The 13,738-nt window shown below is 33.1% G+C and carries 14 protein-coding genes; 6 read left to right on the top strand and 8 right to left on the bottom strand.

Going from position 1 to position 13,738, the window contains the following annotated elements:
* Window positions 1-130: 130 nt before the first annotated feature.
* Window positions 131-1,147: a HoxN/HupN/NixA family nickel/cobalt transporter gene (locus IDG66_RS03235; RefSeq protein WP_000215641.1), complete on the top strand. Its 1,017-nt coding sequence runs from the start codon at window positions 131-133 to the stop codon at window positions 1,145-1,147.
* 242 nt (window positions 1,148-1,389) lie between these two features.
* Window positions 1,390-2,184, top strand: a complete 795-nt coding sequence (locus IDG66_RS03230; RefSeq protein ID WP_001017420.1) for an arylamine N-acetyltransferase family protein — start codon at window positions 1,390-1,392, stop codon at window positions 2,182-2,184.
* Window positions 2,185-2,317: 133 nt separating this feature from the next.
* Here the strand turns inward: IDG66_RS03230 and IDG66_RS03225 are convergent, their stop codons facing one another.
* A complete protein-coding gene (locus IDG66_RS03225) occupies window positions 2,318-2,830 on the bottom strand; it encodes an HdeD family acid-resistance protein (protein ID WP_001051870.1) in 513 nt (170 codons plus the stop codon).
* Between the two features lie 282 nt (window positions 2,831-3,112).
* Between IDG66_RS03225 and vraD the strand changes: the two genes are divergently transcribed.
* The 4 genes from vraD (at window position 3,113) to IDG66_RS03205 (ending at window position 6,618) form a co-directional block, all read left to right on the top strand.
* A complete protein-coding gene (vraD, locus tag IDG66_RS03220; protein WP_000154162.1) occupies window positions 3,113-3,871 on the top strand; it encodes a peptide resistance ABC transporter ATP-binding subunit VraD in 759 nt (252 codons plus the stop codon).
* Window positions 3,861-5,741, top strand: coding sequence for a peptide resistance ABC transporter permease subunit VraE (gene vraE, locus IDG66_RS03215; RefSeq protein ID WP_000143655.1), 1,881 nt, complete (start codon window positions 3,861-3,863; stop codon window positions 5,739-5,741). Before vraD ends, vraE begins: the two co-directional genes overlap by 11 nt.
* A gap of 92 nt (window positions 5,742-5,833) precedes the next feature.
* Window positions 5,834-6,025: a peptide resistance ABC transporter activity modulator VraH gene (vraH, locus tag IDG66_RS03210; protein WP_000672033.1), complete on the top strand. Its 192-nt coding sequence runs from the start codon at window positions 5,834-5,836 to the stop codon at window positions 6,023-6,025.
* Window positions 6,026-6,417: 392 nt separating this feature from the next.
* Complete coding sequence (locus IDG66_RS03205) at window positions 6,418-6,618, top strand: cold-shock protein (RefSeq protein ID WP_001059079.1); 201 nt, start codon at window positions 6,418-6,420, stop codon at window positions 6,616-6,618.
* A gap of 117 nt (window positions 6,619-6,735) precedes the next feature.
* Here IDG66_RS03205 and IDG66_RS03200 read toward each other — a convergent pair whose 3' ends face one another.
* The 7 genes from IDG66_RS03200 to mnmE all read right to left on the bottom strand — a co-directional run bounded on the left by IDG66_RS03200 (window position 6,736) and on the right by mnmE (window position 13,622).
* Window positions 6,736-7,305 carry a helix-turn-helix domain-containing protein gene (locus IDG66_RS03200; RefSeq protein ID WP_001054118.1) on the bottom strand — a complete coding sequence of 190 codons (570 nt, stop codon included), beginning with the start codon at window positions 7,303-7,305 and terminating at the stop codon, window positions 6,736-6,738.
* A gap of 259 nt (window positions 7,306-7,564) precedes the next feature.
* Entirely contained in the window at window positions 7,565-7,960 is a 396-nt protein-coding gene (locus tag IDG66_RS03195) for a DUF3147 family protein (RefSeq protein ID WP_000779136.1), read from the bottom strand.
* Between the two features lie 67 nt (window positions 7,961-8,027).
* The gene (locus IDG66_RS03190; protein ID WP_000491382.1) at window positions 8,028-8,381 is read right to left on the bottom strand and encodes a DUF3147 family protein; all 354 of its coding nucleotides are present in this window, start codon (window positions 8,379-8,381) and stop codon (window positions 8,028-8,030) included.
* 316 nt (window positions 8,382-8,697) lie between these two features.
* Window positions 8,698-9,537, bottom strand: coding sequence for a nucleoid occlusion protein (gene noc / locus IDG66_RS03185; protein ID WP_000742837.1), 840 nt, complete (start codon window positions 9,535-9,537; stop codon window positions 8,698-8,700).
* Window positions 9,538-9,579: 42 nt separating this feature from the next.
* Window positions 9,580-10,299 carry a 16S rRNA (guanine(527)-N(7))-methyltransferase RsmG gene (rsmG, locus tag IDG66_RS03180; RefSeq protein ID WP_000215595.1) on the bottom strand — a complete coding sequence of 240 codons (720 nt, stop codon included), beginning with the start codon at window positions 10,297-10,299 and terminating at the stop codon, window positions 9,580-9,582.
* A complete protein-coding gene (mnmG, locus tag IDG66_RS03175; RefSeq protein ID WP_000249657.1) occupies window positions 10,299-12,176 on the bottom strand; it encodes a tRNA uridine-5-carboxymethylaminomethyl(34) synthesis enzyme MnmG in 1,878 nt (625 codons plus the stop codon). Before mnmG ends, rsmG begins: the two co-directional genes overlap by 1 nt.
* A gap of 66 nt (window positions 12,177-12,242) precedes the next feature.
* Entirely contained in the window at window positions 12,243-13,622 is a 1,380-nt protein-coding gene (gene mnmE, locus IDG66_RS03170) for a tRNA uridine-5-carboxymethylaminomethyl(34) synthesis GTPase MnmE (protein WP_000362509.1), read from the bottom strand.
* Between the last annotated feature and the right edge of the window lie 116 nt (window positions 13,623-13,738).

The following is a 13,738-nucleotide window of genomic DNA, read 5'->3' as shown; positions in this document are numbered from 1 at the left end:
GTGGTTACATGTATATTGTTATATAACAAATAATTTGGCATAACATTTTTGTTATATGAACACTTATTACTAGAGTGCCCATTGAACATACAGTATGATTAAATATCATGTTATGAAAGAAGGATATATTTTGACTGTTTTTAAAAATGAGCGCTTAAGCTGGTTACCATACATAGCTATTGTCATTTTGTTACACGTTATTGGGTTTAGTTTTTTATGGATTGCTGGAAAAGACCATCATATCTTATTTGGTATGGGGATTCTTGCATATACATTAGGTTTGCGTCATGCATTTGATGCAGATCACATTGCTGCAATAGATAATACGGTTCGCAAATTATTACAGCAACGCAAAGATCCATCTGGTGTGGGTTTCTATTTTTCAATTGGACATTCATCTGTCGTATTTTTAATGGCTGTTTTTTTAGGGGTATCTGTAAAATGGGCTAAAGATGAATTACCGCATTTCCAAGATATTGGTGGAACGATTGGTACACTAGTTTCAGGTTTCTTTTTAGTGCTTATCGGTGTGTTGAATCTAATTATTTTAATCTCTTTAATTAACTTGTTCGCTAAATTACGTCGTGAACACATTGAAGAAGCTGAAGTCGATGCATTACTTGAATCTAGAGGATTGGTTTCTCGATTTGTAGGACCTTATTTCAAATTAATCACGCGTAGTTGGCACGTATTGCCACTTGGCTTTTTATTTGGACTTGGTTTTGATACAGCTAGTGAAATTGCGTTACTCGCTCTTTCTTCAGGCGCATCACAACAAGCCATTTCGTTTATCGGAATCTTATCTTTACCAATTTTATTCGCATCAGGTATGAGTTTATTGGATACATTAGATGGTGTTGTAATGAAGTATGCCTATAATTGGGCATTCTTCAATCCTATTCGCAAAATCTATTACAATATAACGATTACTGCGATATCAGTCATGGCAGCATTAGTGATTGGGATGATTGAATTGCTACAAATTCTTGCTGATAAGCTAGATTTACATGGTGCGTTTTGGGCATTCATTGGTTCGATCGAATTTGATTATTTAGGCTATATTTTAGTTGCATTATTTTTAATTACTTGGCTTATTTCAAGTTTAATTTGGAAGTTTGGTCGCATAGAACACAAATGGTCTAAATAAAGTAACTTGTCTTGCAACTACCTTTGTATTGTTGCATTTTTAGACACCCTGCACACTTCTTCCATTATGCTACGCTCTCAGTAGTCATCTTTAAATCGTTTCTTTTAGAGATGACTTCATTTTGAGAGCGTATTTTTCTATTTAAAATGTATTTATCCAAAATTCAATGCTTTCGAATTTAAAATTTCAGTATTTCTGTTTAAAATTTAATTATAATCTTTAATACAGGAGGCGCTATGCTTATGAATATTGCGAAGTTAGAGAATTATTTACAAATTGATTCATCTCGTTATAATCGACCGAGTATTGAAGCATTAAATTATTATGCAACACGTTTTATGTTAACTGTACCTTTTGAAAATATTGATGTTCAAAATAGTAAGCCTATATCTATAAATATCGATGCACTTTTTAATAAAATTGTTCATGATAAACGTGGTGGTTTTTGTTATGAGTTAAATACATTTTTCAAAGCCTATTTACAACAAAAAGGATTTAATCCTGCATTAATGTCAGCTACTATTCACACACCCGGTGGCGGTCGTAGTCTGAACGGTTCACATGCTTCACTTGTTGTTTCTATAAATGATGTATTCTATGTAACTGATGTTGGCTTTGGAGACTTACCTATACATGCCATTCCTATTACTTCATCTGAGCATACACAACCAATTACTGATATCAGTGGTACATTCCGCGCTATTTTTAACAACGAAGACAAGGATATTTTCTATGTTCAAAAATTCGAAAATGATCATTGGCATACAAAATATGAAGCTGAATTCAAACCTAAACAAATAGAAGATTTTAATAGCAACATCGAATATAATCAAACCAACCCAGATTCAATATTTGTACAGCATTTATTAATTACAATGCCACAATCATTTGGCCGTGCTACAATGTCTGAAAATCATTTAACTTTAACAAGGAATGGTAGCTCAGAAAAGTTAGCTGTCACTAAAAATAACTATAAACATTTTTTAGAAAAATATTTTGGACTAGATATAACTATTAATCGTATTGAAAAACAATAATAGTAAAATATAAAAATATGGGCGTATCTTACTTATTGTAGGTAGCGCCCCGTTTTTATGCTTCATAAACACAACAAAAAGGATATGACACAAACTTCATGTCACACCCTTCTTTTGAACCGCTTCATTTTACTTAAGCAAGTGCATCTACAACATAAATGACACCTACGAATACAAATGCAATAGCAATCATCGTCGAAATAAAGACGATACCCATTAATGGATTAAATAATAAAATGACACCGAAAACAATACCTAATAAATTAAAAATCACTGAAATTAGTTTTAAGCTACCACTACCCGTAAACGTAAATAATCCTGCAATAGAACTAAAAATAAACCAGAATGCAAACATGTAGATAAAAAATGCCGAGCTAGCGCCAACATTAAAAATGACAATAAGACCAAAGAGAATATCTACAATCCCCATAAACAGAATCCAATTTTGGTTACCACCTACTAAAGCTTTTGCTTTTCTACGGTAAATGATTTGAATCACACCGTTAATTAATACAAACAGTCCAATCAACCAGGTAATAGCATAAAAATTTTCAATTGGAAATGTAAAAATAACGACTGCCAACATTAATAATAATACACCCATTATTAAACTAGACCATTTAATACCTTGGTTTCCTTTTGCCATAACAATCAATTCCTTTCAAATAAAGCCCTCTTTTAATTTTTACAAAAAATTTATTATACAATAATTAAATTCCCTTTTCTCAATTTACACAAACATCATCACTTAGAAAGCACCATTGCTTTTGTCTAATATGTACGATGAATCTGTATCCTCACTCAAAAATCTACTACGTAGCGATAGCTTTCAACTCTGTAAGGTTCAAACATTGAATTGTAAGTTTAGATAAAGGCTACTACTCCAAACATTATTTAAAATGAAATTAAATACAAAAGGAGTGAGACTATGACAATATTATCAGTGCAACATGTTTCAAAAACATACGGTAAAAAGCACACATTTCAAGCACTTAAAGATATTAACTTTGACATACAAAAAGGCGAATTCGTTGCGATTATGGGGCCTTCTGGATCAGGTAAGACAACCTTATTAAATGTACTAAGTTCAATTGACCAAATTTCTAGCGGTAGCGTGATTGCTAACGGACAAGAGCTTAATAAACTTAATCAAAAAGCACTTGCCAAATTCCGTAAAGAATCATTAGGTTTCATCTTCCAAGATTACAGTATTCTGCCGACATTAACTGTTAAAGAAAACATTATGTTACCTTTATCTGTTCAAAAAATGTCGAAGGCAACAATGGAAGAAAATTACAAAGCGATCACGACAGCATTAGGTATTTATGACCTAGGAAATAAATACCCTAGCGAATTATCTGGTGGTCAACAACAAAGAACTGCAGCAGCGAGAGCATTTGTTCACAAACCACAAATCATATTTGCAGATGAGCCAACAGGCGCACTCGACTCGAAAAGTGCAAATGACTTATTACAACGTTTGGAAGAAATGAATAAATCGTTTGATACAACTATTGTCATGGTTACACATGATCCGGTTGCAGCAAGTTTTGCAGAACGTGTCATCATGCTAAAAGATGGCCAAATTCATACACAACTTTATCAGGAAGGACGTTCTAAACAGGCCTTTTATGAAGACATTGTACATCTTCAATCAGTATTAGGTGGTGTCTCAAATGACATTTAACCATATCGTTTTCAAAAATTTACGCCAAAACTTAAAACATTATGCAATGTATTTATTTTCATTATTTTTTAGCATCGTCTTATATTTCAGTTTTACAACCTTACAGTTTACTAAAGGTGTAAATAATGACGACTCGATGGCCATCATTAAGAAAGGTGCTTTAGTCGGATCAATATTTTTATTTATCATTATTGTCATCTTTTTAATGTATGCCAATCATTTATTCGTGAAACGTCGTACACGTGAATTTGCGCTATTTCAGTTGATTGGTTTAACACGACAAAACATTTTGAAAATGTTAGCACTTGAACAAATGATTGTATTTTTAATCACAGGTGTTGTCGGTGTATTATGTGGCATTGCAGGTGCACAATTATTGCTTTCCATAGTATCTAAATTGATGTCGTTATCGATTAACTTATCGATACATTTCGAACCTATGGCCCTTGTTTTAACTATTTTCATGCTAATTATTGCGTATGTACTGATTTTATTTCAAAGTGCTTTATTTCTAAAAAGACGTAGTATCTTATCAATGATGAAAGACTCAATTAAAACTGATGTTACAACTGCGAAAGTTACAGTTATAGAAGTCATTTCAGGCGTATTAGGTATTGCTATGATTGCACTAGGCTATTATATGGCGACAGAAATGTTTGGAACATTTAAAGCACTAACTATGGCTATGACATCACCGTTTATCATTTTATTTTTAACGGTAGTAGGCGCCTATTTATTCTTCAGAAGTTCCGTGTCACTAATTTTTAAAACTTTGAAAAAATCTAAAAATGGACGCGTATCTATTACAGATGTTGTATTTACATCGTCTATTATGTACCGAATGAAGAAAAATGCGATGTCTTTAACTATCATTGCAATTATTTCTGCAGTTACAGTAACTGTATTGTGTTTCGCGGCATTATCTAAATCAAATACAGATCAAACCCTTACATCTATGGCACCAAATGAATTTAACGTGGTCGCTACTCAAGATGCTAAACAATTTGAAACTAAACTAAGCCAACAACAAATTACATTTTCTAAAAATGCTTACGAAACTATTACTGTAGATAATGTTAAAGATCAGGTTATTACTTTGGAAAATGGTAGCGATTCAGGTCGCACGAATTCTATTTTAAGTGCAAATAACAAGTTAACAGGCAACAATGCCATCATTACAAATACAAAATCGCTGCCTAACATTATTAATATCCATTTAAACAAAGATTTAGTAGTAAAAGGTACTAAGAATGAAACTTTCCGTGTTACACAAGAAGACAAAGGTAAGGTTTATCCTTTAAATCTAAGCTTCAACTCACCTGTCATCGAAGTAAGTCCTGAAAAGTATCAGCAGTTGAAAACACAAAATAACGTTCATACTTTTTATGGATATGATATTAAACAAACATCACAAAAGGAAAAAGCTCAAACAATTGCAAAACAGTTTGGAGACAAAGTCATCACGTATGATGAAATGAAAAAAGAGGTCGATGCTACTAACGGTATTCTAATATTTGTTACATCATTTTTAGGATTAGCATTTTTAGTAGCAGCTGGATGTATTATTTATATTAAACAAATGGATGAAACTGAGGATGAACTAAGTAACTTCAGAATATTAAAACGCATAGGCTTTACGCATACAGATATGCTTAAGGGATTATTATTAAAAATTACTTTCAACTTCGGTTTACCATTATTGATTGCTATATTACATGCAGTATTCGCCGCAATAGCATTTATGAAATTGATGGGTAATATTTCCTTCATGCCGGTTATTGTAGTAATTGTTGTATACACACTCATTTACATTACTTTTGCTTTAATTGCTTTTGTACATTCAAACAAATTGATTAAGAAAACCATTTAACACTTATGATTAAAAGATGCTTCATTGAGATTTTGATTTTAAGCAATGCAGTATAACTATTAACTGATTTATAAAAAAGGAGAGATTGAATCATGAAATTTAGAGAATTAGTAAAACAATCATACGAGGATTTGAAAAATTTGACTGTAACTTGGTATAACGTCATTGCTTTAGCAATGATTGTTATTGTCTTAAGCGTAGTTACAACACCAATTATAGGTATTCCAGCTGGTTTATTAGGTGGCGCCTATTATTTAAAACGTCGTGAAGAAAAAGGCAAGTAAGCACATTCCATCGGTATAGAACATTGCTATGACCTTTCAAGTCAGATTTTAATATCAACAAGTAGCGTTTATCGCTGCTTGTTTTTTATGGATTGCTTATAAAATCATCATGTTTAAACGATATGTCACTTTGAAAACTAGCAAACACCATAAAAGACTACAATTTTTTTATTTTTATAAACCCCTTTAAATCAACGTTTCTAAGGTTTTTAAAAATCTTTTTTAATTTATTTTCAAAAAACACTGTACATTATGCCAATATGAGCGTATAGTTGGTCTTACGTAATAAAAGCTCGTGAATTAAATTGTAGTGTATTTGTTTAGAATATCCTCTTTTTTAGTTATGAATTTGTTACAAATATTAAGTGCAAAAGCACATGGAGGTTTTCTATATGAATAACGGTACAGTAAAATGGTTTAACGCAGAAAAAGGTTTTGGTTTCATCGAACAAGAAAATGGCGGAGACGTATTCGTACATTTCTCAGGTATCGCTAGCGATGGCTACAAAACTTTAGAAGAAGGTCAAAAAGTTACTTTCGAAATCACTGAAGGTCAACGTGGAGACCAAGCAGTTAACGTACAAACTGTTTAATCTTACAAAATAAAACGACTCATTATAAATGAATCGCTTTGATTACCAACAAGGTTCTAAATCTTGTTGGTATTTTTTTATGCTATTTTGGATAATATGAGACAATACGATGATGATTTATAAAAACTTATTTGCCAAATACACACTAAGGAAAATTATGAGGCTGAGTATACCAATTACTGATATAATAGAAAGCGCATTTGTCATCGTATTTCTAGCTTTAGTCGTTTGTACTTCACTAGGATCTTTTCCATTCATAAAAGCAACAATTCGATCGTAGTTGTCCATTTTATGCACTTTTTTTAAATCTTCTATTTTCATAGATGCATAAAAACCTATTCCCAAAATGATTGCCACCGTTACACCCCAAGTCCAATTCCAATAAACAACTAAAGGTCCCATTAAAATTGCAGCTAATGTCATGAAAATAAGCATCACATATGTCCATAAGTTAAGACTTCGTTGCGCTTTAATATCAGGTACAAATGGAATGGTCCCTTTTACTAAATCATCTAAAGTTACATTGAACAATTCGCACATCATTAATAAGTTATGTATGTCTGGTAAGCTTTTGTCATTTTCCCAATTAGAAATACTCTGCCTAGATACATATAACTTTTCAGCAAGATATTCTTGTGAATAACCATCTCGTTCCCTATATTTTTTAATTTGTTTACTCAGATTCAATTACATACGCCTCCAGTCAATTAGTACAATCATTACAATCAGACTATCAGATAAACTTAGTTAAAGTCACCTTTATGATTGACTAAATGTTTTGACATACGACAACATCAGGGTTTGAAGACTTCCTCAAGACAGACCTGTATGATTACGCGCTTGTAATTTTCTCAATGCCAACTTGAATTTCATTTATTAATGATGCAACTTTTCCATGCTATTCAATGCTTGCGAAGTTAGTCCTATTTAAGAGATTACGTTCACACTATTTACTATTCGATTTTCCAGCTTTCCAACTATGCTTTTCTAATCTTTTTTGTGCTATAAATTCTACTGCTTCAAAAATACATACTGCACTGATGAACCAGCTTAGGAAACCAACAACAATGCTAATCAACCACATGTGCGTCATATGTAACATCATCCATGTAACTAAAATACAAACTAATACCCCTGTCATACCAAACACTGCGCCACGACTTACATGCACAGCGACTTTATCACCATATTGCATACCTGTAATAAACATAGACACTAAAAATACTGCCGGAAACGTTGCAAATATACCGCCAAATTCTTTCCAAGGTAGTGTTACAGATACAATATAACTTAATAATACTGCAAATCCCCCCACAAAAAATTTCATTAATGTTAATTTCATGATGTTCTGCCTCCAAAAATTTATTACTTAATAACTGAATACAACTAATTATCACGCATTTTCCAAACTATAAATGTCTAATACTGAATATTGCAAGGGAAATAACAAACCAACAAACAACTGTGAATATTGCGCCTTTCCGATAACCTTTATGCTTAATATAGAGAGATGTCAAAAATACAGTTAATATACAAGACAGAATACCGACAATTGCTCCAGTACTAAGATTCATCGACATCTCCACTAATTGTGTACCACGATGATCCAAAGCTAATGCGATAATAGCCGCAAGAAAGACTGCCGGCATAGTAGCTATAATACCTCCTAACTTACCACCTACCTTATCAGCAATAATTGAAGCTAATGCAACAGCGATACCACCAATGACAAAATGAAGTATTGCACTTCCAATTGAAAACATCTTCAACGTACCTTTCTATAATTAATTCAATACAAAACGTATCATTCACACAAAGTGTAAAACTTAAATTTTCTACTGTAAAGGCAACTCAAGCGATGTTCATAAAGCTTTCATGATACTTTCATAAACTAGCAATAAAGGGTTCAAATGAAGGTATATCCAGCTCAAATTATTGAAAATTACCATTAACTGTAATTTTCAAATCAACATATAAATATAAATTTTTATGTTTCACGTAAAACAAAAAAAGACAAAGCTGTTATGATCTTAGCTTTGTCTTTTATGTGTTAGTCATCATGTATACGACATCCTACTACTAACGTTTATATATTCGAATTTTTATTTCATAATAATCTTCATGATCTTTGTCTTTATGCTCAACATGTAGTCCTGTTTGTTGAATCGCTTGGATACTTTTGCCTACCTCATCTCGTGCTTGAGTGACATCTTGTGCAAAGCGAAGGTTTTGTGCTTTGACTTTTTCGGGCCCAGTTTTTTGGCGTACTCTATCTTCAGTCTGTTTCACATTTAGTTTTTGTGCAATGACTTGCTCAATCAACGCTTCTTGTTCACTATCAGACAATGATAATACCGCTCTCGCATGGCGTTCAGTAATTTTACCTTCTCTTAAGCGAAGTAGTACTTTCGGCGCCAACTTCAATAAACGCAACTTATTTGCAATAAAGCTTTGACTTTTACCTAAACTTTTTGCCAATTCACTTTGCGTTGTATCACCAATTTCCAATAATTTCTTATAGGCTTCCGCTTCTTCAACAACAGACAAATTTTCTCTTTGAATATTCTCAATTAATGCAACAACAGCCGTCTCTTCATCATCCATATCACGAATAATAACGTCTGCTTGAGGTAAATTTAGTGATTGTATTGCTCTAAATCGGCGCTCTCCAGCAATAATTTCAAACATATCTTCTTCAATCGGTCTTACAACAATAGGCTGTAATAAACCATGTTCATGTATTGATTCAGCAAGTTCTTTAATTTTATTTGGTTCAAACACCTGTCTTGGTTGATAACGGTTGGGAACGATACGTTCAATTTGAATGGATTCAACATTACTATTGCGATCTTCTTCAATATGTCCAATGATGTCATCTTTGTTTTTCAAACCAAATAATTTTGAAAAAGGTTTTTTCATTATCCATTCGCTCCTTTTATGTTAGTTGTAAAGGATTATGCATTATTTTTCAAGTAAAGGAGTCTTATTAGGCGTCCCTGGTTTTCTTGGATACTTTTTCGGCGTCTGTCTTTTTTTATCAATAATGAACATCTGGCGCTCTCCAGCATCTTCTGGCAATTCGAAAGTATGTGTTTCTGTAACATTACCACCTAACACACTAATTGCAAATTTTGCTTCTTCTAATTCTTCTTCACCTTTTGAAGATTTTAATGCAACAAACTGTCCACCTTTTTTAACTAGCGGTAAACACAATTCACTTAACACGGATAATCTAGCTACTGCTCTTGCAGTAACAACATCATAAGACTCCCTGTAGACACCCTTACCAAATGTTTCTGCTCTATCGTGTATAAAGCTGACATCCTGTAATTGTAATTCTGACGCTAAATGGTTTAAAAATTGAATACGCTTATTTAATGAATCAACAATCGTCACTTTTAACTGCGGAAACATTATTTTTAACGGAATACTTGGAAAACCAGCTCCAGCGCCTACATCACATATACTTATAGGCTGATTAAAATCAAAATAAAAACTAGGTGCAATGGAATCATAAAAATGTTTCAAATATACATCGTGTTCATCTGTAATACTTGTCAAATTCATCTTTTCATTCCATTCAACAAGTAAACGATAATATGTTTGAAACTGTTGTTTTTGAGTCTCAGTTAATTGAATATTATGTTCTTTTAATTGTTCTGCTAACCATTCTACAGTCATTAGTCACTCACCCTTTGGAGTTTACCTTGTTCTAAGTAAATCAATAATATAGATATGTCTGCTGGATTTACCCCTGATATTCTAGAAGCTTGTGCAATATTTAAAGGTTTTACTTCTGATAATTTTTCTCGCGCTTCAGTCGCCAAACTATCAATCTTACTATAATCTAAGTCTTCTGGAATTTTCTTCTCTTCCATACGCTTAACTTTCTCAACTTGTTGTAGTGATTTATTGATATAACCTTCATATTTTGTTTGTATTTCTACTTGTTCTTCAACATCTGCATTCAATTGATGTTCTTCTTCTAAAATTTCTAAAATTATATCGTAAGTCATTTCAGGTCTGCGTAATAAATCGATAGCTAAAATACCATCTTTTAAGCGAGAACCACCATGTTGTTCAATAATCGCTTGCGTATGTTCGTTTGGTTTAATACGAATATCTGATAAACGCTTAATTTCCGCATCAATTTGCTGACGTTTTTCATTAAAACGTGCATATCGTTCTTCAGAAATCATACCAAGTTCATATCCCATATCCGTCAATCTCAAATCAGCATTATCATGACGTAGTAACAAACGATATTCTGCACGTGATGTTAGTAAACGATAAGGTTCATTAGTACCTTTAGTTACAAGATCATCGATTAAGACACCAATATATGCATCTGAACGACTTAATATCTTTTCGCCTGTGTTTAACACTTTACCTGCAGCGTTAATACCTGCCATCAATCCTTGTCCTGCTGCTTCTTCATAACCAGATGTACCATTAATTTGACCTGCAGTATATAAGTTTTTAATCATTTTCGTTTCAAGTGTAGGCCATAACTGCGTTGGCACAATCGCATCATATTCAATTGCGTAGCCGGCACGCATCATATCTGCTTTTTCAAGACCTGGTATCGTCTCTAACATTTGACGTTGCACATGTTCAGGAAGACTTGTAGACAATCCTTGCACATATACTTCATTTGTATTACGACCTTCAGGCTCTAAGAAAAGTTGATGTCGCGGCTTATCATTAAATCGAACAAATTTATCTTCAATTGAAGGGCAATAACGTGGCCCGGTTCCTTTAATCATCCCTGAATACATTGCAGATAGATGTAAATTATCATCGATAACTTTGTGTGTTTCAGCATTAGTATACGTTAGCCAACATGGCAATTGATCTAATATATATTCTGTTGTTTCAAAGCTGAATGCACGACCTACATCGTCACCTGGTTGTATTTCAGTCTTCGAATAGTCAATTGTTTTTGAATTTACACGCGGTGGTGTACCTGTTTTAAAACGAACAATATCAAAACCAAGTTCTCTTAAATTGTCTGATAATGTGATTGATGGTAATTGGTGATTTGGTCCACTTGAATACTTCATATTACCTAAAATGATTTCACCACGTAAAAATGTTCCCGTTGTAATAATTACTGCTTTAGATAAATACTCTGTACCAATATTTGTACGTACACCTTTAACTTCATTATCTTCTATAATAAGTTCGTCTACCATACCTTGCATTATATGCAAATTTTCTTCATCTTCAATCACGCGTTTCATTTCTTGTTGATAAAGTACTTTATCTGCTTGCGCTCTTAGTGCTCTTACAGCAGGTCCTTTACCTGTATTTAACATTCTCATTTGAATGTGTGTTTTATCGATTGTTTTTGCCATTTGTCCACCTAAAGCATCAATTTCACGAACAACGATACCTTTAGCTGGTCCACCTACAGATGGGTTACATGGCATAAATGCAATATTATCTAAATTTATTGTTAGCATTAATGTTTTAGCACCACGTCTTGCAGATGCTAAACCTGCTTCTACACCTGCATGTCCCGCACCTATAACGATTACATCATATTCTTGAACCACAATATAAACCTCCTTATTTGATATCTTACTAGCCTTCTTAAGACGGTATTCCGTCTATTTCAATTACTATTTACCTAAGCAGAATTGACTGAATAACTGATCGATGAGTTCATCACTTGCAGTCTCACCAATAATTTCTCCTAATATTTCCCAAGTTCTAGTTAAATCAATTTGTACCATATCCATAGGCACACCAGATTCTGCTGCATCAATCGCATCTTGTATCGTTTGTCTTGCTTGTTTTAATAATGAAATATGTCTTGAATTAGAAACATAAGTCATATCTTGATTTTGTACTTCTCCACCAAAGAACAAATCTCGAATTTGTATTTCTAATTCATCAATACCTTCTTGTTTTAACATTGAAGTTTGAATTAATGGCGTATCACCTATCATATCTTTAACTTCATTAATATCTATGTTTTGCTCTAAATCCATTTTATTAACAATTACGATTACATCTTCATTTTTAACCACTTCATATAATGTGTAATCTTCTTGAGTCAATGCTTCGTTATTGTTTAATACAAATAAAATTAAGTCTGCTTGGCTAAGAGCCTTTCTAGAGCGTTCAACACCAATCTTCTCTACTATATCTTCTGTCTCGCGTATACCAGCAGTATCAACTAATCTTAATGGCACGCCACGAACATTGACGTACTCTTCTAAGACATCTCTTGTAGTACCTGCTACCTCAGTTACAATCGCTTTATTATCTTGTATTAAATTATTTAACATCGATGATTTACCTACGTTTGGTTTACCAACAATAACTGTAGATAAACCTTCACGCATAATTTTACCCTGCGCACCGGTATCTAATAAACGATTAATTTCCTGTTTGATTTCTTTAGACTGCTCTAAAAGAAATTCAGTAGTCGCATCTTCAACATCATCGTATTCAGGATAATCAATATTCACTTCCACTTGAGCGAGTATCTCTAATATAGATTGACGTTGTTTTTTGATTAAGTCACTTAGACGACCTTCAATTTGATTCATCGCAACTTTAGAAGCTCTATCTGTTTTCGAGCGAATAAAGTCCATAACTGCTTCAGCTTGAGATAAATCAATACGACCATTCAAAAAGGCACGTTTTGTAAATTCACCTGGCTCAGCCATTCTAGCGCCATATGTCATAGTAAGTTCCAGCACTCTATTAATCGTTAAAATACCACCATGACAATTAATTTCTATAATATCTTCGCGTGTAAATGTTTTTGGCGCTCTTAACACAGACACCATAACTTCTTCAACCACTTCTTTAGACTCTGGATCAATAATATGACCGTAATTAATCGTATGTGATGGAACATCATTTAAAAGATGTTTTCCTTTATATAATTTGTCAGCAATTTCAACGGCTTGCGGTCCAGACAATCGAACAATTCCAATTGCCCCTTCACCCATTGGTGTTGAAATACTCGTAATTGTATCTAAATCCATATTGCTACTCGCCTCCTTCAACGATGTGAATACATTTTAAAGTAAGTTATTATAACCCTAAGGTCAGTCTTACGTTTGTCTGAGGTAAGACTTCGGGATGCGTTGAGTGGTTAATG

The organism is Staphylococcus sp. EG-SA-18 (assembly GCF_017151825.1).
Taxonomy (GTDB): Bacteria; Bacillota; Bacilli; order Staphylococcales; family Staphylococcaceae; genus Staphylococcus; species Staphylococcus aureus.
The sequence above is the reverse complement of the archived record's forward strand: the minus strand, read 5'-3'. Positions and strand labels throughout refer to the sequence as shown.

Coding starts and splice junctions, on each gene's coding strand:
- rsmG (WP_000215595.1), bottom strand. CDS start 10,299: ATGACTGTAGAATGGTTAGCAGAACAATTAAAAGAACATAATATTCAA.
- IDG66_RS03190 (WP_000491382.1), bottom strand. CDS start 8,381: ATGTTTTCAATTGGAAGTGCAATACTTCATTTTGTCATTGGTGGTATC.
- noc (WP_000742837.1), bottom strand. CDS start 9,537: ATGAAAAAACCTTTTTCAAAATTATTTGGTTTGAAAAACAAAGATGAC.
- IDG66_RS03230 (WP_001017420.1), top strand. CDS start 1,390: ATGAATATTGCGAAGTTAGAGAATTATTTACAAATTGATTCATCTCGT.
- IDG66_RS03225 (WP_001051870.1), bottom strand. CDS start 2,830: ATGGCAAAAGGAAACCAAGGTATTAAATGGTCTAGTTTAATAATGGGT.
- vraD (WP_000154162.1), top strand. CDS start 3,113: ATGACAATATTATCAGTGCAACATGTTTCAAAAACATACGGTAAAAAG.
- vraE (WP_000143655.1), top strand. CDS start 3,861: ATGACATTTAACCATATCGTTTTCAAAAATTTACGCCAAAACTTAAAA.
- IDG66_RS03195 (WP_000779136.1), bottom strand. CDS start 7,960: ATGAAATTAACATTAATGAAATTTTTTGTGGGGGGATTTGCAGTATTA.
- vraH (WP_000672033.1), top strand. CDS start 5,834: ATGAAATTTAGAGAATTAGTAAAACAATCATACGAGGATTTGAAAAAT.
- IDG66_RS03205 (WP_001059079.1), top strand. CDS start 6,418: ATGAATAACGGTACAGTAAAATGGTTTAACGCAGAAAAAGGTTTTGGT.
- mnmE (WP_000362509.1), bottom strand. CDS start 13,622: ATGGATTTAGATACAATTACGAGTATTTCAACACCAATGGGTGAAGGG.